This window comes from Serratia sp. MYb239, assembly GCF_002966855.1.
GTDB lineage: Bacteria > Pseudomonadota > Gammaproteobacteria > Enterobacterales > Enterobacteriaceae > Serratia_B > Serratia_B rhizosphaerae.
In genome coordinates this window covers 2,823,209-2,841,519 of the sequence record NZ_CP023268.1, presented here as the reverse complement: position 1 = coordinate 2,841,519, position 18,311 = coordinate 2,823,209, and the positions used below count along the sequence as shown (strand labels likewise).

The following is an 18,311-nucleotide window of genomic DNA, read 5'->3' as shown; positions in this document are numbered from 1 at the left end:
CCTCCCGAACGATTTAGCGGCTGCCGGCGGGCATAGTGCGTTTGCCCTGCGGATGACGGCCCGCACCGAACACTTTTCTACACAGCAGGAACAGCGTGGTGATGATATCGATCGCCACGACGCTGGCCATCATCAGCCCCAGAACAAAAAAGCTCATGACGGCGCCGGCCAGCAGCACCAGCGGCGTCGGAACGCGCAGGCGGCGCAGTTTCATGGCGGCATACATTTTCCAATACTGCGCCTGCGCCCGCATCGCGCTGCGAAGGCGCCCCAGACGGCTGCGTGATTGGCGTGATGATGAACGACCCATAACTTCTCCTTTTCTGATTGTCCCGAACAGTAAAACATAAAGTTCTTAAGAGATACTTAACAGGCTCTTGTCGGCCCTGCAAAACTTACAGTGACTCAGACAACGCGATTGGCGAAAAGGTCAGCCTCACCGTATGCTATTTTGCCGGGGCGTCTTAACGTGGCGGAGATTAACAGCAGGAGTCAGCCGTGAAGCGAGCAGCAAACAAGAAAGGGGCGGTTAACCGCTACTATGACGCCGGTAAGGCGCATCATACGCCGCAAGGGTTTCGCAACCCGGAACCGTCGCTGCGGCGCGAAGGGGATTTACGCCGCTGGCAGGACGAGCGTAAGCGGCTCGGTTTGCCGTCGCCGCCGCAGGCCGGCTACCGGCGTTTTGTTGAGCAGTGGTGGCAACCGGCGGATCTCGGCGGCGAACATGACGGCGTCTGGTGGCTGGGGCATGCGGCGTTGCTGCTGCGGCTGTCAGGGCGTTATATCCTGATCGATCCGGCGTTGTCGGAGCGGGCGTCGCCGCTGAGTTTCTACGGCCCGAAGCGCAAAACGCCGGCGCCGCTGTCGGTGGCGCAACTGCCGGCGCTGGACGTGCTGCTCATCTCTCACAACCATTATGACCACCTTGACCGGCGCACTATCCGGCAACTGGCGCGGCGCTTCCCGCAGGCGACCGTGGTGGTGCCGCTGGGGCTGAAGCGCTGGTTCCGCCGTTATCGCTTTGCCCGGGTTGAGGAGCTTGACTGGTGGGGCAGCCTGACGCTGGGGGAGACGGCGCTGCACGCCGTGCCGGCTCGGCACTGGAGCATGCGATCTCTCTGGGACCGCAACCGGTCATTGTGGTGCGGCTGGGTGATTCACCACCCGGCGCTGCGCTTTTATTTTTCCGGCGACAGCGGTTATTCCGAACGCCTGGCGGAGATAGGCCAGCGACTGGGGCCGTTTAATCTGGCGGCGCTGCCGATTGGCGCCTATGCGCCGCGCTGGTTTATGCAAGAGCAGCATATGGATCCCCAGCAATCGGTGACGTTGTATCAACAATTGGGTGCGCCGCGCGCCATTCCGATGCATTGGGGCGTTTTTGAACTGGCGGATGAGTCACTGGATGAACCGCCTGAGCAGCTTAGGCAAGCGCTGCAGGCTGCCGGCGTTGAACCGGACGGCTTCCGGCCGATTAAAATCGGCGCGCAGATCGCATTGCCCTGACGGTATGGCGACTGTCATTGTGCTTGTTACCTTCACCGCAGGCGAACTGTCGCCGGAATGATTAATGCGTTGTTTGTGCTCTCGCTGGGAAGCCGTTATTGCCGGCGGCATGCTGTGAATAACCCGTTATTCGGACGCGTAAGCGAGGCGAGAATATATTTAACATAGGCCGGAATTCCATTCAGAAACCTCTCTTTAGATAGGGGGATGCCTCATTTATGATTGGCCCTCAATCAAACCAAAAGGATGGGTGAGAGCAATGGCATCAAATGCGTTTTTAAAGGTGGATGGCGTTTCCGGTGAGTCTCAAGATTCAGGGCATAAGGGATGGATTGATGTTTCCGGCTTTGACCTGGGTGCCACGCAACCCGGTAATATGCACGTCGGCAACGGCGGCGGGGCGGGTAAGGTTCATTATGACGATCTGGTTATTTATACCAATGTCGACAGGGCGACGCCGACGCTGTTTCAGTATGCCGCCAGCGGTAAACATATCAGCAAAGTTGAACTCGCTATCCATAAAGCCGGCGGCGAGAACATTGAGTATTTACGTTTGACGCTGGAAGATGTTTTAGTCACGGAGGCCCGCTATGAAGGCGATCTGAGGCAATCGATCATTCCTGTTATCTATAAATTCCAGGCGGCTAAGGTTTTGCATAAATACTGGGAGCAAACAGATAAAGGCGGAAAAGGCGCGGAAGTCTCCGCTGGCTGGAACATCAAAGAGAATCAGGGCTGTTAAAACGTCAGTACGCGCCTGCGCAGGACACCTGACGCAGGCGCGATATGCCGATAACTTAACTTGAGCCAAAGCGACGCAGTGAGGTTTCCAGCTGGTAGTTTTCTGCTGCCTGGCAGGTATGCGTTTCTATATATTTACCAGGATCCTTGAATTCAAAATACAGAAAACCGCATTTGGCGCTGACATACTCACGCCACGTTGCCAAATATTTATTGAACGCTGCCAGGTACTCTTTTCCGTTGTCTTCATAGCCCTTGGTGCTGCGGTCGTAATAAGCCAGGTAGTCTTTGACTTCGGCCATTCGGTTATCCAGCTGCTGTTGAGAGTCTGACAGCAAAAGATCGGCGCATTCGGCCATCGCACGCGAGCTAGAGCCACGGGAGTCTTCAGTGATGCATAATTTCTCTTGTTGTATAATAATTATCTGCTGGGCAACATTTGGCACAACCGCGAGTTTCCTTTCATCGGCAAAAGAAGAACATACACCAGAGAGTAGCAGCAGGATGGCTTGCGCCGAATATTGATATATTTTTTTATTGTTCATTTACTGTTTACTGTTCCTCAGGTAATTGATTCTGGCGTTGTGTCTTGAAAGGTCTCCATTAATATTATCCCGAATGTGGTTAATCAGTTCCTCTTTGTTATCTCTCGCTGCTGATCTATATGTTTTTATGTTGGCGACGCCGTGATACACCATATCTGTAATAATCTCTCTGGTTTCAGATGATAAGTCCTCCCAAAGGATATAACCATTTTCTGATGCTGCGTGACGTTTATATACACGTTTTGCCACTCGTTCATATTCAGCATAAACTCGGTTAAATAACAGAATCTGCTGACTTGTGGTGATCTCTCCGATTTGATCGCGATGAGTACGTACAAAATTTCGCGCTGCGTCGCGCGTCAGTTTGACGCCACCGGCAATCAGTTCGGCTTTCTCCTGGCTGATGCCTGCGCAGGTAAGATCGCGAATGACCTGTTCCCTTTGGCGGTGTTTTAAGTCGTAGCCGCGGCCGATAGTGACGCCAGAGTATTTTTCTGGCCAATGTAAATGTCGTGAATTCCATTTTCCTGAATCATTACCCTCGTTATCATAAGTAAACTTTCCTCTCGCCACCGTTGGCTCTGACATAACTCAATCTCCATCCGTAGAAAATGACCTGGTCGATGTATAGAAAATAAACGCACCACCGATTTTGAATAATCGTTCTGCAAAGAGAAAGGGGAATTGTCCGCATTGAGTGTGATACGGCGCTCAAATACTCGTTGTAATAATCAGTTTTTTCGGGGGAGGGAAATAACGGACGGGTTTCTACGGAAACAAATTAGAAAAAAGAGAGAAAACACGGGCGAATTCCTAACGGTTTGTGATGACGTCATAAGGCAGCAAGATGGATATTCAAAGCAACCTGTAACGTGACACATTTATCGCTTACGGCGGCAGAGGCCGATTCGCTGTTGATGCTGTGGCCATATCGAATGAGCCGGGTGGGCATCCGCATGCACGCCTTAACACTAACACCGCTGTTCCTCATCGCCGCAGGCGGCGTTAACCTGCATGTTGTTACCGGGAACGCTCAGGAGCAAATGCGGAGAATATTGTTCGGCGAAGATTATTCATAAATATTCAAAAAACTTTAATCTTAAAGTCAGAAAACGTGCCCTGTAGCGTTTGCTCAGCGACGCATATGCAGCGAAAGTTTTGTTAAATTCCCGATGGGGCGGGGAGTACAGAGCATGCGTGATGCAGAGCAGAAAAGAGGAAAAGCTTCAACATATTTTAGCGTGTTCAGCCCGTTGCCGCGGCTGACCGTTTCAATTATGTGCGACGCGTCCATCAGTGATTAAAAATGGCTTGCCATTGCATACAGAGTATGTGATAACGCAATTGGGTAAAACGAGGTACAGTTCTGTATATGTGTGGCATTTCTATCAGTAAAGAAGTTCTGAGTAAAGACGTTAACGTTGAATACCGCTTCTCTGCCGATCCTTATCTTAGTGCCTCAAGCAGTAACGACTCTAGTTTGTCTATGTAACGCCTACGGGCGGTTTAAACAATCCAAAGGAAATACTCAAGATGGCAAAGATCAAAGGTCAAGTTAAGTGGTTCAACGAGTCTAAAGGTTTCGGTTTCATCACCCCGGCTGACGGCAGCAAAGACGTGTTCGTACACTTCTCTGCAATCCAGGGTAACGGCTTCAAAACCCTGGCTGAAGGCCAGAACGTTGAGTTCGAAATCCAGGATGGCCAGAAAGGTCCATCAGCAGTAAACGTTACTGCTATCTAATCAGCGTCAGCTGTAAAAAAAGCCCGCCAGCGTGCGGGCTTTTTCGTATCTGTCATTCAGGGATTGATAATGATGGCGGCGTACTGATTACGCCCTTTGATATCGGGATGTTGCGGATCCTGCGCCCGACGTTGGCTGTTGCGGCGAAAACTGGTGTATTTAAAGCGCTGCGGCTGTTGTGGCTCATCGTTGAGCGTACAGATGGTGCAACTGCCGGTGTGATCGACGGCGGAAAAACCCAGCGCCGTCAGCTTATCGTGGGCGATGGCGGCCAGATCCAGGTGACGAAAGCGCGGGCTGATCAGCGCGGGCGGCTGCGGCAGACGCTGCTGAAACTGCGCTACCAGCTCTTCATTGACTTCATAGCAGCAGGGGCCGGCAGCCGGTCCGATGGCGGCCACCCAGTTGGCGGGATCGTCATCGTGCGCGATGCGCTGCGCCATCTGTTCCAGAATACCGTCCAGCAGGCCGCGCCAGCCGGCGTGTACAGCGCCGATCGCCGCACCGTCGCGGCGGCTGAATATCACCGGCAGGCAGTCTGCGGTCAGCACGCTGAGCAAAATGCCCGGCTGCGTGGTGTAAAATCCGTCTGCCTCGCCGCAGAGCTGCCCTGGCTGCAGCACATCGACGATACGTGTGCCGTGCACCTGCTTTTTCTCGGGCAGCGTATCGCGGTAGGGCAGCAGCGATTCGGGCAGCAGCGCGCTTTTGTTGCCAAAGCCGTGCTGAATGGCCGGGATGGCGCTGAGCAGTGCGGAATAATCGGTCATGGTCTGATAACAATCCGTATTTGAAAGACAGGCACCCAGTGTAGCGAGCTTTTTCCCGCTTTGGCTAGCGTCGGCTGTATACCGCGCGCTGGCGCGCCTTGCATCAATACCCGGGCTTATTTAGACTAGCCGCGCCGTATCTCTCTGGAAGCCAAACCCATGTCCTATCTTTGCCCGTTGTGCCAGTTGCCGCTGCTGCTCACCCAGCAACAGTGGCGTTGTGAAAATAACCATCAGTTCGATTGTGCAAAGGAAGGCTACGTCAATCTGCTGCCGGTACAGCACAAGCGCTCGAAGCAGCCTGGCGACAGTGCGGAGATGATGCAGGCGCGGCGCGCCTTTCTGGAGGGCGCATTTTACCAGCCGCTACGTCAGCGAGTGGCTGAGCTGCTGGATAATGCGCTGGGCGCCGATGCGCAGACGCTGCTGGATATCGGCTGCGGAGAGGGCTATTACACCGCCGCGGTGTCTGAACGGCTGCGAGAGCAGCGCCAGATGGCCGTTTATGGGCTGGATGTGGCCAAGGTGGCCATTCGCTATGCCGCCAAGCGTTACCCTGAGGTGGCGTTCTGCGTCGCCTCCAGCCATCGCCTGCCGTTTGCCGATGCATCATTGGACGCGGTATTGCGCATCTATGCGCCTTGTAAGGCGGCCGAGCTGGCGCGCGTGGTGCGTCCGGGCGGGGTGGTTGTGACGGTGTCACCGGCGCCGCGCCATTTATATCAGCTGAAAGAGCAGGTTTATCAACAGGTTCAGCTACATGACGAGCATGATGAGACGCTGAGCGGTTTTCAACGTGAACACAGCGAACGGCTGGCGTATACGATGGCGCTGCCGGGCGAGCAGGCGGCGAATTTGCTGCAGATGACGCCATTTGCCTGGCGCGCCTCGCCGGAGGTGCAGCAGCGGCTGGCGGCCAGCGACGTCTTTGATTGTGAGACGGACTTTGCTATCAGCCTGTACCGCCGTGAGGCGTAGCATAGGCCGGGCGAAAAAAAGGGCTGAACAGCGTTCAGCCCTTAACGATGCCTGATGTGACCGTCAGGACAGGTAGCCCAGATGGTCCAGCAGAATATTCACCCCGATGCCGATCAGCACCAGCCCGCCGAGGATTTCGGCGCGTTTGCCCAGCAGCGGGCCGATAAAGCGGCCGATCATCATACCCAGCGTGGCCATTATCATGGTGGCGCAGCCGATGGCCATGGCGGTATGCACGATATTCACCTGTAAGAAGGCCAGACCGACGCCGATTGCCATGGCGTCGAGGCTGGTGGCGATTGCGGTGGCGACCAGCAGCCAGAATCCGTGGCGTTTGACCTTTTCAACCTCGTCCGGGCGGTTGCGTATCCCCCCGACGATCATGCGCACGCCGAGAATAAGCAGCAGGCCGAAGGCGACCCAGTGATCCCACTCCATAATGTATTGGCTGGCAAGCAGGCCCAGCGACCAGCCGATCAGCGGGGTAATTGCTTCAATGACGCCGAAGATAAGGCCGGTACGGAGTGCTTCGCGAAAACGGGGTTGATGCAGACTGGCGCCTTTGCCGATAGACGCAGCAAACGCATCCATAGACATGCCGAAAGCGAGGATCAGGGTAGCGGATAGATTCATGTGAAATAGTCTCGGCCGGGCGGCTCCATATACACGCAACCCACCCCCAACCAAACGACGGAGTTACGTGCCTATGGTCTCGCCAACCTGACTCTGGCTGCCCGCACCACGTTTCAAACGACAAAACGAGTATGTTGATACGGGCGTTTCTGATTGTGCGTAATCAGAAACCGGCTACTCCCCAATGACGGACGCAACCTTATCATATTATTTTTGCCAAAGACAACGTTTAATTCTTGGGGGTATTTAATGAAATTGATAATTGTTTTCATTAAATGATTGCAGGAGAAAAATAAAGCAGATAGTGATGATGTTATTGTGGAAATAATAAGCAGAGGGATCGGCGTCGTCGTGGATAAATTAACCGTTTTTGACGCCGGATTCGATAGGAAGTGAACGGCTACGTTTTAATGTTTTGATTTTCAATGAAAAAATCATAAATCTTTTGCAGGTCGTCTAACTGGGTGACCTGAATCAATAAGCGCCGCTGTTCCAGCGCAATCACCAGAATGCCATCTTCGGTTAAATTCATTGCCTTGATGCGGGAATAGGCAATAAAGGCATTGGCATAAAAGAAACCCTGCGTTTTAAATAATAATGTCGGCCAGCGAATATAAGCAAGATATATGGCGACCAGCGCCAAAGAGATTAATAACCAGTTGGTCAGCGGCGCTCCCTGATTGACCAGATTGCGGTACAGTAAAATTGCCAGCAGCGCGACAAAAATCAGGCTGTCGATGCGGTGGCGACGTTTGAGTTTTACTTTAAGCAGCGTAGGGCCTTTGAGCCGCTCCTGGATGATTTGGTCATAAATGGCGTACAGCAACAGCAAGACAATAAACAGCACGATGGCGATATCCGTCAGCGACATCTTACACTCCCTAACTGAAAAAGCCGGGGGCAAGCCCCCGGCGTGACGGTGGTTAACTAGCCCAGCAGGCCAATCCAGTAGCCGAAGATGCCGATGACGAAGAACCCCAGGATAATCCACAACGCATTGACCTTTTTACGCAACAGCCACATACAGCCGAAGGTCAGCAGCAGCGGGATCAGGCCCGGCATCAGCTGGTCAAGAATTGTCTGTACCGTGGTAACGGTGGTATGTCCGGTCTGATCGGTGATTTTCGACACCACCAGCGGAATGTTAACTGTAGTCCACTTATTGACCAGCGCTCCCATGACAAACAGGCCGAGAATCGACGCTCCCTCCGTCAGTTTCTGCAGGAAGCCGCCGCCCATATCGTTAACGATATCGGCGCCTTTACGGTAGCCGTAGGCCACGCCGTAGTAACGCACCAGTATACGCACCAGGTTAAACAGCACGAAGAACAGTATCGGCCCCAGCAGGCTGCCGGTCAGGGCGATACCGGCGCCCAGCGCGGCGAACACCGGCCGCATGGTGCCCCAGAAAATCGGGTCGCCGACGCCGGCCAGCGGCCCCATCAGCCCGACCTTGATGCCGTTGATGGCGGCGTCATCGATGGGGGCACCGTTGGCACGCTGTTCTTCCATCGCCAGCGTTACCCCGAGGATTGGCGCAGCGACGTAAGGGTGGGTGTTGAAAAATTCCAGGTGGCGTTTGATCGCCTGCTTGCGCTGGTCGTTGTTTTCCGGGTACAGGCGGCGGATTGCCGGCACCATGGAGAAACAGAAGCCCAGCGCCTGCATACGTTCGAAGTTCCACGATCCCTGAAACAGGTTAGAGCGGATAAATACGCCGCGAACGTCGGCCGGCGTCAGTTTCTTTTGAGCTGCAGTGGTATCAACCATTTCTCTCACCTATTCCTAGTCCAGTTCATTATCAAGGTCGTTCGATTGGGCGGGACCGCCCTGAACCACCTGCGGCTTGTTATATTTAGGGCTGAGCTGGATATACAGCACGGCCATCACCACGCCGATGACCCCCAGCGCCACCAGGTTGAAATCGGTAAAGGCGGCGGTGACAAAACCGGCGTAGAAGAACGGCATCAGATAGCCGGCACGCATCATATTGATCACCATGGCGTAACCGACCACGACGATCATGCCGCCGGCGATATTCAGGCCGGTGGTCACCACTTCCGGGATGGAGTTCAGCAGCGCGTGCACCCCGGCGGTGCCGACGGATACCGCAACGATCACGGCCGGAATGGCGATACGCATCGCCTGCAGCAGCAGGGCGGAGACGTGCAGCCAACTGATGGCGCGCAGGCTGCCGCGCTCGGCCGCACTGTCCGCCGCGTGCTGGAAGGCGACGGTTAGCGTACGCACGATGATGGTTAAGACCTGGCCCGCCGCGGCCAGCGGAATGGCCAGCGCGATACCGGCGCCGACGCTTTGTCCGCCGGCGATAACCAGAATGGTGGAAATAATGGAGGCCAGTGCGGCATCGGGCGCAACCGCGGCGCCGATGTTCATCCAGCCGAGGGCGATCATTTCCAGCGTACCGCCGATAATGATGCCGGTTTTCATATCGCCGAGGATAACGCCGATCAGCGTACAGGCGACCAGGGGGCGGTGAAACTGGAATTCATCCAGCACGGAACCCATGCCGGCAATACAGGCAACGATAAATATCAGTACAACCTGAAGCGTGGTTATCTCCATTGCACTTCTCCTATTGACCAAGAGCGCTGAGTAGAATAATGACGGCTGTCGCCATTAATTAAGTTTGTTGATCAGGTCCATCATTTTTAAACGCGTATCGGACGAGACCTTACGGACTTCCAGTTCAATGCCGCGTTCATTGAGTTTTTTAAACGCCTCAATATCTTTCTCATCCACCGACACGGCGTTGTTCACCTGGGTTTTTCCCTGACGGAACGCCATACCGCCGATATTGACCGACTTTATGTCAACGCCGTCTTCCACCAGACGCCAGACGTCGGTCGGGTTGGTAAACAGCAGCATCACGCGGTCATTGGCGTATTTCGGGTTGTTCCACACGCGGATCATTTTTGCCACATCGACCACGTGGGCGGTGACGCCCGGCGGCGCAACCTGGGTGAGCAGGGTTTTGCGCACGTTGTCGGCGGCGACTTCATCGCTGACCACGATAATGCGCGACACATTGGTTTCCTTGGTCCAGCGGGTGGCGACCTGGCCGTGGATCAGGCGATCGTCAATGCGCGCCAGGCCGATTTTCATATGGTCGTTGGGGCCGAGGGCGACGGCAGGCGCGGCCTTGGCCGGTGCGGGCGAAGGGGAGGCAGGCGCGGGGCTTTCCTCCGGCGGTTTTTTTAGCGCTTTCACGCCTTCGCGGCCGGTTTCCACCGCGATGGCCACCAACTCATCAAAGCCCGGATCGTCATCGCGTGCCATAAAGGTTTCTACCAGCATGGGAATGTTAACGCCGGTGACCACCTCATAATTCTGCTGGTCGACGGCGACCCGGCTGGCAGCGTTGAACGGACTGCCGCCCCAGGTATCCACCAGAAACAGCACGCCGCCGCTGGTATCAAGGCCGCTGATTTTTTCCTGGTATTTTTCAATTAAAGTTTCGGCATTCTCTCCGGGAACGAAATCGATAAAGGCGACGTTGTCTTGTTCGCCCAATAGCATTTCCGCCGTTTTCAGCAACTGCTCTGCGGCGCTCCCGTGTGTGCCGATGATAATAGCTATTGCCACTCGCTACCTCCTCGTTAAACCTCAGGTACAGATCGTTGTTTTTGCCGTCTTCCTGACGGTCAGTTTCACGGTTCAGATCCATTATGGGTGAAATTCGGCAAGGCAGAGTCGGCCCTGGTCGTACAGCGTTAGCCGGCCGGCCGGATAGACCGCTGCTTTCGTCATTTATTTTAGTGGGCGAAAAAATAAATAGTGTGACGCTGCTCCGCTATTAACTAAGAGAAATCGCATGTTTTTTCAGCTTGTTGGCAGATCAATGCGGCGATTTAAAATTGGCTTGGACAGTAAAATTTTTCCTGATAGAGTATCCGCTTCTTTCATTATTAGGAGTGAAGGGCCTCAGCCCACCCTATGGACTGTCACCGAAGTCGCTGTTTTCCAAGGTTATACCCGCCACCTGCTGGCATCACACAAGCAATCACGGCCGCCCGGCCATATCCCGGTACTACCACCCCGAACTTTTGCTATTTCCGCCGCACTGCGTCCGACATGCGATTCATCGCCCCTGCGCGTCGCTTAGCTAATCTGTCTTTTTCCGGAGTCTGACATGGAATTTTTAATGGACCCCTCAATTTGGGCAGGGTTACTGACCTTAGTGGTATTGGAGATCGTACTGGGTATCGACAACCTGGTGTTTATCGCCATTTTGGCAGACAAACTGCCGCCGAAGCTGCGGGATAAGGCGCGAATTCTGGGCCTGTCGCTGGCGCTGATTATGCGCCTGGGGCTGTTGTCGGTGATTTCGTGGATGGTCACGCTGACCACGCCGCTGTTCAGCGTGGCGGAGTTCAGCTTCTCTGGCCGCGATTTGATTCTGCTGTTCGGCGGTGTGTTCTTGCTGTTTAAGGCCACCATGGAATTGCATGAGCGGCTGGAAGGGCACTCGCACCAGGATGAGGGCAACCGCGGTTATGCCAAGTTCTGGGCGGTGGTGGTGCAGATTGTGATCCTTGATGCGGTGTTTTCGCTTGATGCGGTGATTACCGCCGTCGGCATGGTGAACGATTTGCCGGTGATGATGACCGCGGTGGTGATCGCCATGGCGGTGATGCTGCTGGCGTCCAAGCCGCTGACCAATTTCGTCAATGCGCACCCGACCATTGTGGTGCTGTGCCTGAGCTTCCTGCTGATGATTGGCCTGAGCCTGATCGCAGAAGGTTTCGGCCTGCATATTCCGAAAGGCTACCTGTATGCGGCGATCGGCTTCTCGATTCTGATCGAGCTGTTTAATCAGATTGCGCGTCGCAACTTTATCAAGCATCAGGAACGTCGGCCGATGCGTGAGCGTACGGCAGAGGCCATTATGCGTTTGATGGGGCAGCAGCGTGCTCAGCAGCAGGCGACGGAAGACGTACTGCTACCGGCGGATGAAGCCTTCGCGGAAGAAGAGCGCTACATGATCAGCGGCGTACTGACGCTGGCCTCGCGCTCGCTGCGCAGCGTGATGACGCCGCGTACTGAGATCTCGTGGGTCGATTGCGATCGCTCACGCGACGAAGTGCGGGCGCAATTGCTGGATACGCCGCACAGCCTGTTCCCGGTGTGCCGTGATGAGCTGGATGAAGTTATCGGCGTGGTGCGCGCCAAAGATCTGCTGGTGGCGTTGGAACAGGGCGAGGATATCGCCGAGTTTGCCGCACGTACGCCGCCGATCGTGGTGCCGGAAACCATGGACGTGATTAACCTGCTGGCGGTACTGCGCCGTGCCAAGGGTCGTCTGGTGGTGGTCACCAACGAGTTTGGCGTGGTGCAGGGGCTGGTAACGCCGCTGGATGTGCTGGAGGCGATCGCCGGCGAATTCCCGGATGAGGATGAAACGCCGGATATCGTTGCCGACGGCGACAGCTGGCTGGTGCAGGGCGGTGCGGATCTGCATTCTCTGGAGCAGGCGCTGAACTGTCAGGATCTGGTGAGCCCGACGGAGGATTATGCGTCGCTGGCCGGTTTCCTGCTGTCGCATTACGGCCAGATGCCGGCGGTGGGCGAAGTGCTGGAACAGAACGGTTTACGCTTTGAAATCCTGGCGGCGTCCGAATACCGCATTGAACTGGTGAGGATCAGTCAGGGAATGCCGGAACAGGCAGACCCCGAGTAATCGAGTAATCACCCACCGGAGGCTCAGGCCTCCGGTTTCATTTCTCCCCCCGCGTGGGGGACTTCCGACGCTGCACGCTGGTGCGTTTCATAGTGCTGCAGCCACTGCGGGAACTCCTGAATCGGCATCGGCTTGGCAAAGTAATAGCCCTGCAGCGCATAGACCTGACGCAGGCACAGGTAGTCGGCCTGTTCGGCCGTTTCCACCCCTTCGGCCACCAGTTTTAACTTCAGCCGGTGGGCAAGCGTGATGATGGTATCGGTGACGGTGGCGTTGATGGCATCGGTGCCGATCGCGGCGGTAAAGGCGCGGTCGATTTTCAATACGTCCGGACTCAGCTTTTTCAGATAGCTGAGCGAACTGTGGCCGGTGCCGAAATCATCAATCGCCAGCATGACGCCCAGCTCTTTCAGCGCGCGAATATGTTCGTATTGAATCTCCGACAGCGCGGTGCGTTCGGTCAGCTCCAGCATCAGCGACGGCATGGGGTTGGCCGGCAGCCAGATGCGGCGGATATCGGCGAGGATCGTCTGCGCGTTGAAGTGCTCGGCGGCGACGTTGATGCTGATATAAAACGAAGGGCGTGGCGGGAACAGCGCCAGATTTTCCACCACCGTGGTCATCAGAAAGCGGGTCAGGGGGGTGATTAACCCGTGCTGCTCGGCCAGCGGGATAAACACGTCCGGCGAGATCCAGCCTTGTCGTTTGCTGTTCCAACGCAACAGAATTTCTATGCCGAGACAGCGACCACTGGCGCCGTTAATGATTGGCTGGCAGTAAACCTGGAACTCGCGGCGGTTGATGGCATGACTGATATGGTAAGACAGGCTCATGCGATTGGCGGTAATCAGATAGACCACATAGGCAGCCAGCAGGCTGATCAGCAATGCCAGCGGTATATGGGCGGGCAGCGCGTCGAGCGCCATTCGCTGGGTTGAGGGACCGAACAGCGAGATGGTGAAGGGATACAGTCCGGAGGCTGAGGTATAGCGCAGGTTACCGCGTAGGGTGTTGCTGTCGATGATTTCTCGTTTGGCATACTCCAGACTCTGTGCGCCGACGTTAAGCACGATACGCTGGCCGTAGGGCTGTTGCGGCTCCAGCAAAAAATCCGACAGCAGGTCGATATTGAACACGTGCAGAATGCCGCTGTGGACGTCCTGAGCCTGCGGCGTCCACATGACAAGCGTCGGCAGGCCTTTGGTCACCGACAGCGACGGACGCAGCACCAACTGCGTCTCGGCGGTCGGGCGCAGTTGTGGCAAGAGGGCGTCGAGCTGATACTGACGTTGGCCGAACAGGCTGGAACAATAAATGTCGTTATCTTTGACCAACAGCACGGAGCGCAGCGCCTGGTTCTGCGCCGCGCGATAACGCAGCGTCGCGGTCAGTGTGCTGCAGGGGCGGCCGACCAGCGCCATCGTGTGCCGGGCCTGCTCGCTGGCCGGCTGCAAAAGGCGTTCTATTTTGGTAATGGTGTGCGCCGCCAGCCGCTGTTGGCTGCGTTCGATGGTTTTAACTTCCTGATAGTAGCGAATGTATAATGAGATTAACAGGATAGCCAACCCAACCGCGCCGGCGAGCAACCAGCGATAATGGCGGTACTTGTTGACAGCAAATTGGGTCATTAACATCGACGTTGAATCCTTGTTGCGCTAAGTCATCCAATGTACAGCATCGGACTTGCTCCTACCTTCTGATTCTCGGCTAATTTTAGCCGTGATGGTAGAGGAGGAAATGATAGCGTAATAATTTATTTCAGTTGGCGTGAACAAAGGGATAAAACGCGGGTTAAACCGGAGATAGAGGCACAGCATGTCAGGAATGATGGAGTGACGTTGTCACTCATTGTTTTTAATTGGCTGAAAAAACAAACAAAAACCCCGCCGATTGGCGGGGTCTTATTATGGTTTAGTCACACTGGACTTTGATTGCCAGGCCGCCGCGCGAGGTCTCGCGATATTTGGCGTTCATATCTTTACCGGTTTCGTACATCGTCTCGATCACCTTATCCAGCGATACGCGCGGCTCGCTGGTGCGGCGCAGCGCCATTCGCGCCGAGTTGATCGCTTTAACCGAGGCGATGGCGTTGCGTTCAATGCATGGCACCTGTACCTGCCCGGCCACCGGATCGCAGGTCAGCCCCAGGTTGTGTTCCATGCCGATTTCCGCCGCGACGCACACCTGTTCCGGGCTGCCGCCCAGCAGTTCGGCCAGGCCGGCGGCGGCCATGGAGCAGGCGACGCCGACTTCGCCCTGACAGCCGACTTCCGCACCGGAAATGGAGGCGTTCATCTTATACAGCGCGCCGATAGCGCCGGCGGCCATAAAGTAGCGGATATAGATATCCGGGCTGACCGACTCAATAAAGTGGTCGTAATAGGCCAGCACCGCCGGCACGATGCCGCAGGCGCCGTTGGTCGGTGCGGTAACCACGCGGCCACCGGCGGCGTTTTCCTCATTGACCGCCAGGGCGAACATGTTGACCCAGTCGATGACGTTCATCGGATCGTTGGACAGTTTGTCGGAGGCGACCAGCATGCGGCGCAGCGCCGAGGCGCGGCGCGGTACGCGCAGCGGGCCGGGCAGCACGCCTTCGGTATTCAGACCACGGTCGATACAGGCGCGCATGGTTTGCCAGACGTTGCCGAAGTAGGCTTCAATATCCTGCTTGCTATGCAGCGCCAGCTCGTTTTGCATCACCATGCCGGACAGCGACAGGCCGGTATTATGGCAGTGCTCGAGCATTTCACGCGCCGAATGGAAAGGATAGGGCACTGTGACTTCGCTGACGTCGGCTTTGCCAAAATGCGCTTCGTCGACGATAAAACCGCCGCCGATGGAATAATAGGTGTTGCTGTAGACTTCTTTATCGCCGGCGAAGGCGTGGATGCACATGCCGTTTTCATGCAGCGGCAGGTTGTCGCTGCGGAACACCATGCCGCCGTCGCGCGGGAAGTCAACTTCGTGCAGGCCGCCTGCCAGCATCAGGCGCTGACGCTGTTCGACATCGCGAATAAAACCCGGAATACCGTCAATATCCACGCTGTCCGGCAGGTTGCCGGCCAGGCCGAGAATAATGGCGATATCGGTGTGGTGACCTTTACCGGTCAATGAGAGTGAGCCGTAAACATCAACGGCAACACGCGTGATAGAAGGCATCAGGCCTTTATTTACCAGATCGTCGACAAACTGTTTGCCGGCTTTCATCGGTCCAACCGTGTGAGAGCTGGACGGGCCGATGCCGATCTTAAACATGTCGAAAACGCTAATCACGCTAGAACTCCTTAAAGAGGCATATTGTTATGGCTGCAGCGGTTAAAAACCGCGCAGGGAACAGCGATATTGTAAAGAGGCCTTACGGGTTTGGCGCTCTTTTTCGCATGAAATTAAATAATCCGTGGCGTCACAAAATGGGTGATGGCTACGGGCATGGCGCCTGCCGTAAGCAGCGTCGTACCGAGCGTCTCTCGGGCCATCGCGCCGGCGTTCCTTAACCGCACGCGGTCGGCATAACCCTATTTGCTTAGAGGTTTATACCGATTGAGCGTATTTTACAGGCATATCGTAATGTTTAAGAGAGGGTTTACAGTTTTTTTAAAACCTCAATGGCCTGCAAGATAGTTGAATTGGCAGGCCGATGAAGTGATGGCGATCGCTTTCGTGCCGAAACCCGGAATAGTCCGTGAGCGGGATGTGACGGAGATCACTTAAAGGCGGGGTTACAGGCTGACCTGCTGCGCCAGACGACGGATGATGGCGGCGGTCAGCCCCCAGACGAAGCGGCGCTGATACCAGGACAGATACACCCGGTGGCGGTAGCCGTTGCGGTGAATATCCAGCGGGTAATAGCGTGACAGCGTCAGGGCTTCGTGCAGCGGCATTTCGAACACGTCCGCCACTTCGCCCTCATTGGCGTGAAAGCGGATATCGGCCGGCACCAGACCGACGATCGGCGTCACGCGAAAACCGCTGCTGCTGTCGAGCGGCGCCATCTGGCCAAGCACCTGCACCGCGGCAGGCGGAATGGCGACTTCTTCCTCGGCTTCACGCAGCGCGGTGGCAATCAGTGAGGCGTCTTGCAGATCGGCCTTGCCGCCGGGGAACGCCACCTGTCCGGCATGTTTGCGCAGCGTATCGGCGCGTCGGGTCAGCAGCAGCGTAGGCTCCTCACGGCATACTATCGGCACCAGCACGGCGGCGGCGCGTACGCCGTGCGGCGTTTGTACCGCCTGCGGCAGCTGTAGCTGAAAACGGCTGATAAAGGCGGCCAGCGAATCGGGATAGGTCGGTGGGTTCACGAAGGGTTAAACTCCCCCAGCAGCGGTAAGATTCTGCCTACTTTATCAAAAGTTTCCTGATATTCCGCCTGTTCCTGGCTGTCGGCCACGATGCCGCCGCCGGCGGCGCAGTGAATGTGACCGTTTTCAGTCATCAGCGTGCGGATGGCGATATTGGTGTCCATGGTGCCGCAGGCGCTGATATAGCCGATGCTGCCGCAGTAGGCGTTGCGCCGCTGTGGTTCCAGCTCTTCAATAATTTCCATTGCCCGCACCTTGGGCGCGCCGGTAATGGAGCCGCCGGGAAAGCAGGCGCGCAGCAGTTCGCTCGCCGGCGTAGCGGCCGGCAGGCGGGCGGTAATGGTGCTGACCAGGTGGTGCACGGCTGGGAAGGGTTCGACGACGAACAGTTCGGGAACGCGCACGCTGCCGGGCTGCGCGACGCGGCCGATATCATTGCGCAGCAGATCGACGATCATCAGGTTTTCGGCGCGGTCCTTCGGCGACTCGGCCAGCCGCTGCGCCTGAGCCGCGTCCTGTTGCGGGTCGGCCAGTCGCGGCAGCGTGCCTTTAATCGGCCGGGTTTGTACCTGCTGGCGCTCCAGCCATAAAAAGCGCTCCGGCGAAATGCTGATCACCGCATTGTGCGGCAGACGTAAAAAGGCGGAAAACGGCGCGCGGTTGCTGTCGTTTAGCCGCAGAAAAGCCTGCCATTCGTCGCCCTGATAAGGCGCGGAGAAGCGCTGGGCCAAATTGATTTGATAGCAGTCGCCGCTGCGCAGGTAATGCTGAATGCGCTGAAATTTCTCGCCGTACTGCGCCCGCGTCATATTCGCCTGCCAACTGCCGGTGAGCTGGAACGTCGCCGCCGGCACCGGCCGTTGGCTGTTTAGCCACTGCCAGCGTTGTTCAATATCGCCGTAGCTCAGCAGGGTGAGCCGCTGTTGCTGGTGGTCGGCGATCAGCGCCCAGTCATAAATGCCGACGGCCATATCCGGCAGCGTCAGTTCCGCTCGGGCCAGCGTCGGCAGCGTTTCTACCCGCCGTCCCAGATCGTAACCGAACAGCCCCAGCGCCCCCCCCTGAAACGGCAGGTTGTCGTCGGCCGGCGGGGTGAAAGGCAGCGCTGATAGCTGCTGTTGCAGCAGAGTAAAAGGATCGTCCGTCGAACTCAGGCAGTCGTCGCCATGGCGGATGTCCGTTGCCGCGCCGCGGGTGGTCAGCGTAACGCAGGGATCGGCCACCAAAATATCAAACCGGTTATGGGAGTGCTCGGCAAAGCCGGAATGCAGCAGCATGGCCCACGGCTGTGCGGACAACGGGGAAAACAGCTGCAGCAGCATGTCGCGGGTATAAGGCAAGGATTTAAGGTGCGGAGCGGTAGCAGTCATGAATTGTTATAAACCTGGCT

The 18,311-nt window shown here is 56.2% G+C and carries 20 protein-coding genes and 1 riboswitch; of the genes, 7 read left to right on the top strand and 13 right to left on the bottom strand.

Translation table 11 applies throughout. The annotated features are described in order from the left end of the window. Positions 1 to 13: 13 nt before the first annotated feature. Positions 14 to 310 (bottom strand): hypothetical protein, encoded by a 297-nt coding sequence (locus tag CLM71_RS13720; RefSeq protein WP_105231502.1) that lies wholly within the window; start codon positions 308 to 310, stop codon positions 14 to 16. Positions 311 to 498: 188 nt separating this feature from the next. Here CLM71_RS13720 and CLM71_RS13715 point away from each other — a divergent pair, with 188 nt between their 5' ends. Both CLM71_RS13715 and CLM71_RS13710 read left to right on the top strand, forming a co-directional pair. Then, positions 499 to 1,509, top strand: a complete 1,011-nt coding sequence (locus tag CLM71_RS13715) for an MBL fold metallo-hydrolase (RefSeq protein ID WP_105231501.1) — start codon at positions 499 to 501, stop codon at positions 1,507 to 1,509. Between the two features lie 259 nt (positions 1,510 to 1,768). Next, the gene (locus CLM71_RS13710) at positions 1,769 to 2,251 is read left to right on the top strand and encodes a type VI secretion system tube protein Hcp (protein ID WP_105231500.1); all 483 of its coding nucleotides are present in this window, start codon (positions 1,769 to 1,771) and stop codon (positions 2,249 to 2,251) included. 55 nt (positions 2,252 to 2,306) lie between these two features. Here the strand turns inward: CLM71_RS13710 and CLM71_RS13705 are convergent, their stop codons facing one another. Beyond that, a complete protein-coding gene (locus tag CLM71_RS13705; protein WP_105231499.1) occupies positions 2,307 to 2,795 on the bottom strand; it encodes a lysozyme inhibitor LprI family protein in 489 nt (162 codons plus the stop codon). Further along, complete coding sequence (locus CLM71_RS23985; RefSeq protein WP_158684816.1) at positions 2,796 to 3,383, bottom strand: hypothetical protein; 588 nt, start codon at positions 3,381 to 3,383, stop codon at positions 2,796 to 2,798. Between the two features lie 284 nt (positions 3,384 to 3,667). On the opposite strand from CLM71_RS23985, the gene CLM71_RS13700 reads away from it, so the two are divergent. The 3 genes from CLM71_RS13700 (at position 3,668) to cspE (ending at position 4,538) form a co-directional block, all read left to right on the top strand. Continuing rightward, the gene (locus tag CLM71_RS13700; RefSeq protein ID WP_105231498.1) at positions 3,668 to 3,874 is read left to right on the top strand and encodes a hypothetical protein; all 207 of its coding nucleotides are present in this window, start codon (positions 3,668 to 3,670) and stop codon (positions 3,872 to 3,874) included. Between the two features lie 293 nt (positions 3,875 to 4,167). After that, positions 4,168 to 4,287 carry a DUF2627 domain-containing protein gene (locus CLM71_RS13695; protein WP_071823832.1) on the top strand — a complete coding sequence of 40 codons (120 nt, stop codon included), beginning with the start codon at positions 4,168 to 4,170 and terminating at the stop codon, positions 4,285 to 4,287. A 41-nt stretch (positions 4,288 to 4,328) separates the two neighbouring features. Continuing rightward, the gene (gene cspE / locus CLM71_RS13690; RefSeq protein WP_002221949.1) at positions 4,329 to 4,538 is read left to right on the top strand and encodes a transcription antiterminator/RNA stability regulator CspE; all 210 of its coding nucleotides are present in this window, start codon (positions 4,329 to 4,331) and stop codon (positions 4,536 to 4,538) included. A 56-nt stretch (positions 4,539 to 4,594) separates the two neighbouring features. Here the strand turns inward: cspE and pgeF are convergent, their stop codons facing one another. Further along, positions 4,595 to 5,308, bottom strand: a complete 714-nt coding sequence (gene pgeF, locus CLM71_RS13685; protein WP_105231497.1) for a peptidoglycan editing factor PgeF — start codon at positions 5,306 to 5,308, stop codon at positions 4,595 to 4,597. Between the two features lie 159 nt (positions 5,309 to 5,467). Here pgeF and rlmA point away from each other — a divergent pair, with 159 nt between their 5' ends. Further along, positions 5,468 to 6,286 (top strand): 23S rRNA (guanine(745)-N(1))-methyltransferase, encoded by an 819-nt coding sequence (gene rlmA, locus CLM71_RS13680; protein ID WP_105231496.1) that lies wholly within the window; start codon positions 5,468 to 5,470, stop codon positions 6,284 to 6,286. Positions 6,287 to 6,349: 63 nt separating this feature from the next. On the opposite strand, the gene mntP is transcribed toward rlmA, so the two are convergent. From mntP to manX, 5 genes are all read right to left on the bottom strand, one after another. Next, positions 6,350 to 6,919, bottom strand: a complete 570-nt coding sequence (gene mntP / locus CLM71_RS13675) for a manganese efflux pump MntP (RefSeq protein ID WP_105231495.1) — start codon at positions 6,917 to 6,919, stop codon at positions 6,350 to 6,352. Between the two features lie 12 nt (positions 6,920 to 6,931). After that, positions 6,932 to 7,114: riboswitch (yybP-ykoY riboswitch) on the bottom strand. 205 nt (positions 7,115 to 7,319) lie between these two features. Next, complete coding sequence (locus CLM71_RS13670; protein ID WP_105231494.1) at positions 7,320 to 7,790, bottom strand: DUF986 family protein; 471 nt, start codon at positions 7,788 to 7,790, stop codon at positions 7,320 to 7,322. A 56-nt stretch (positions 7,791 to 7,846) separates the two neighbouring features. Further along, the gene (locus tag CLM71_RS13665) at positions 7,847 to 8,689 is read right to left on the bottom strand and encodes a PTS mannose transporter subunit IID (protein WP_105231493.1); all 843 of its coding nucleotides are present in this window, start codon (positions 8,687 to 8,689) and stop codon (positions 7,847 to 7,849) included. Between the two features lie 15 nt (positions 8,690 to 8,704). Continuing rightward, a complete protein-coding gene (locus tag CLM71_RS13660) occupies positions 8,705 to 9,505 on the bottom strand; it encodes a PTS mannose/fructose/sorbose transporter subunit IIC (protein WP_105231492.1) in 801 nt (266 codons plus the stop codon). Between the two features lie 54 nt (positions 9,506 to 9,559). Next, on the bottom strand, positions 9,560 to 10,525 hold the full coding sequence (gene manX / locus CLM71_RS13655; protein ID WP_105231491.1) for a PTS mannose transporter subunit IIAB: 966 nt from the start codon (positions 10,523 to 10,525) through the stop codon (positions 9,560 to 9,562). 547 nt (positions 10,526 to 11,072) lie between these two features. Here manX and CLM71_RS13650 point away from each other — a divergent pair. Further along, positions 11,073 to 12,620 carry a TerC family protein gene (locus CLM71_RS13650; RefSeq protein WP_105231490.1) on the top strand — a complete coding sequence of 516 codons (1,548 nt, stop codon included), beginning with the start codon at positions 11,073 to 11,075 and terminating at the stop codon, positions 12,618 to 12,620. 23 nt (positions 12,621 to 12,643) lie between these two features. Here the strand turns inward: CLM71_RS13650 and CLM71_RS13645 are convergent, their stop codons facing one another. From CLM71_RS13645 to pabB, 4 genes are all read right to left on the bottom strand, one after another. Then, positions 12,644 to 14,254: an EAL domain-containing protein gene (locus CLM71_RS13645; RefSeq protein WP_105231489.1), complete on the bottom strand. Its 1,611-nt coding sequence runs from the start codon at positions 14,252 to 14,254 to the stop codon at positions 12,644 to 12,646. Positions 14,255 to 14,531: 277 nt separating this feature from the next. Beyond that, positions 14,532 to 15,896 (bottom strand): L-serine ammonia-lyase, encoded by a 1,365-nt coding sequence (gene sdaA, locus CLM71_RS13640; protein WP_015672717.1) that lies wholly within the window; start codon positions 15,894 to 15,896, stop codon positions 14,532 to 14,534. Between the two features lie 446 nt (positions 15,897 to 16,342). Then, positions 16,343 to 16,921, bottom strand: a complete 579-nt coding sequence (locus tag CLM71_RS13635) for a CoA pyrophosphatase (RefSeq protein WP_105231488.1) — start codon at positions 16,919 to 16,921, stop codon at positions 16,343 to 16,345. Then, a complete protein-coding gene (pabB, locus tag CLM71_RS13630; protein WP_105231487.1) occupies positions 16,918 to 18,291 on the bottom strand; it encodes an aminodeoxychorismate synthase component 1 in 1,374 nt (457 codons plus the stop codon). The genes CLM71_RS13635 and pabB overlap by 4 nt, the downstream gene beginning before the upstream one ends. Positions 18,292 to 18,311: the final 20 nt, after the last annotated feature.

Coding starts and splice junctions, on each gene's coding strand:
- CLM71_RS13660 (WP_105231492.1), bottom strand. CDS start 9,505: ATGGAGATAACCACGCTTCAGGTTGTACTGATATTTATCGTTGCCTGT.
- rlmA (WP_105231496.1), top strand. CDS start 5,468: ATGTCCTATCTTTGCCCGTTGTGCCAGTTGCCGCTGCTGCTCACCCAG.
- CLM71_RS13670 (WP_105231494.1), bottom strand. CDS start 7,790: ATGTCGCTGACGGATATCGCCATCGTGCTGTTTATTGTCTTGCTGTTG.
- CLM71_RS13720 (WP_105231502.1), bottom strand. CDS start 310: ATGGGTCGTTCATCATCACGCCAATCACGCAGCCGTCTGGGGCGCCTT.
- cspE (WP_002221949.1), top strand. CDS start 4,329: ATGGCAAAGATCAAAGGTCAAGTTAAGTGGTTCAACGAGTCTAAAGGT.
- mntP (WP_105231495.1), bottom strand. CDS start 6,919: ATGAATCTATCCGCTACCCTGATCCTCGCTTTCGGCATGTCTATGGAT.
- CLM71_RS13650 (WP_105231490.1), top strand. CDS start 11,073: ATGGAATTTTTAATGGACCCCTCAATTTGGGCAGGGTTACTGACCTTA.
- CLM71_RS13695 (WP_071823832.1), top strand. CDS start 4,168: ATGTGTGGCATTTCTATCAGTAAAGAAGTTCTGAGTAAAGACGTTAAC.
- CLM71_RS13710 (WP_105231500.1), top strand. CDS start 1,769: ATGGCATCAAATGCGTTTTTAAAGGTGGATGGCGTTTCCGGTGAGTCT.
- CLM71_RS23985 (WP_158684816.1), bottom strand. CDS start 3,383: ATGTCAGAGCCAACGGTGGCGAGAGGAAAGTTTACTTATGATAACGAG.
- pgeF (WP_105231497.1), bottom strand. CDS start 5,308: ATGACCGATTATTCCGCACTGCTCAGCGCCATCCCGGCCATTCAGCAC.
- CLM71_RS13645 (WP_105231489.1), bottom strand. CDS start 14,254: ATGTTAATGACCCAATTTGCTGTCAACAAGTACCGCCATTATCGCTGG.
- CLM71_RS13665 (WP_105231493.1), bottom strand. CDS start 8,689: ATGGTTGATACCACTGCAGCTCAAAAGAAACTGACGCCGGCCGACGTT.
- pabB (WP_105231487.1), bottom strand. CDS start 18,291: ATGACTGCTACCGCTCCGCACCTTAAATCCTTGCCTTATACCCGCGAC.
- CLM71_RS13705 (WP_105231499.1), bottom strand. CDS start 2,795: ATGAACAATAAAAAAATATATCAATATTCGGCGCAAGCCATCCTGCTG.